Source organism: Glycomyces sp. L485 (assembly GCF_022548875.1).
GTDB lineage: Bacteria > Actinomycetota > Actinomycetes > Mycobacteriales > Micromonosporaceae > Glycomyces.
In genome coordinates, this window is sequence record NZ_JAKZEW010000034.1 from 27,053 (window position 1) to 28,456 (window position 1,404).

The window sequence follows — 1,404 nt, forward strand, 5'->3', positions numbered from 1 at the left end:
AGAGCGGGCGCGATTACCTCTTCGGGTCGGGCAGCTCGGTCGGCTGGAACACCGGAGCCACCGACGCGAACACCATCTGGACGCTCGAACCGCAGTAGGAAATAGGCATCCCAGCCTGGCGGCCGGGCTCCGAGCATGGCGCTCGGGGTCCGGCCGCTTCGGTTCGTGTGCCGAACGGATCGGACAGAGGCGTCGCCTACCGCCGGTCGCCGCTGGCGGGCCGTACCTGGTGGTGGTGCGGCGTTTGGAGGTCTGGAACTGCTTCCTTCCCGGGACGGTTCGGTTAGGGCTCTGGGGGCTGCGGTTGAAGGCTGCGTATGACTGATGGACCGGGCATCATGGCGGAGTGTGCTACCACCTCCATGAGCGGGTCCGACGGCGGCTGCGATCGCTGGCGTCGCTCGAACTGATCAACATCCCGCTGCAGGCGGCCGTCTGGTTCGGACTGCTCCGACTGCCGCCGAGCGCGGCGAATCTCGCCGGGTTCTGTGCCTTCGCGCTGCTGCTGGTGCAGGGAGCGGCGTATTGGACGGCCAAACTCCGGCAGCTCGAATCGGGATCGCCGACACTCCCACTGGCAGCGGCCTTTGCCCTAGCGTTCCGTGTCAACCCGCCTGTACTGTTCGCGGTCGTCCTGTTCGTCTGCTGGTCCGCGCTCGACGCTCCCGGCACCGCCTCGTTCCCGGGACTGGGTTTCGCTCTGTTCGCAGCGCTGGAGCACGTGAACTACTTCCACACCCAGCTGGCGTACGACAACATGGCAGACTTGCGCTATCTCACCTCCCGCGGCTTGCGCCGATCGCACCTGGCCGTCGATCTCGAACGACACCGCGGCGCGCGAGTCCGATATTGATCGGGACCTCGGGATTCTGGCATGGGGCGCAAGGAGACTTGGGGTCTCTCTCGAGGCGTGCACCGACCCGTCGTCCCAGCCCGAGCCTCGTGAAGATGCTCGAGCGCCGCGTGCGGCAGAACCCGATCGCGGGAGCGGCTTGAGCGATATGGGAGTAGCGCCATCGCAGCGTTGACGCGTCCGGCCGAACCGGTCATCCGGGGCAGGGGCGCCGGTACTTCCTCGGAGATCGTGTCGCCCGCACCCTGCGAGCACAGTGCGGTCAGATCCTTTAGGCCGCGCACCGTTGGTGGGCGGCCGGGGGGCTCAAGGCGGTGACGCCTCTGTCCGATCCGTTCGGCACACGAACCGAAGCGGCCGGACCCCGAGCGCCATGCTCGGAGCCCGGCCGCCAGGCTGGGATGCCTGTTTTCTACTGCACTTCGAGCGTCCAGATGGTGTTCGCGTCGGTGGCTCCGGTGTTCCAGCCGACCGAGCTGCCCGACCCGTACAGGTAATCGCGCCCGTTCAGCTTGTTCTTGATCCGGAACCCGCCGTCAGCGGATTCGAAC

Annotated in this window: 1 protein-coding gene; it reads left to right on the top strand. The window is 67.1% G+C overall.

Annotated features, from left to right (window positions below; genetic code table 11):
* Positions 1 to 346 precede the first annotated feature (346 nt).
* The gene (locus L0U85_RS15540; protein ID WP_241378671.1) at positions 347 to 853 is read left to right on the top strand and encodes a hypothetical protein; all 507 of its coding nucleotides are present in this window, start codon (positions 347 to 349) and stop codon (positions 851 to 853) included.
* Positions 854 to 1,404 lie beyond the last annotated feature (551 nt).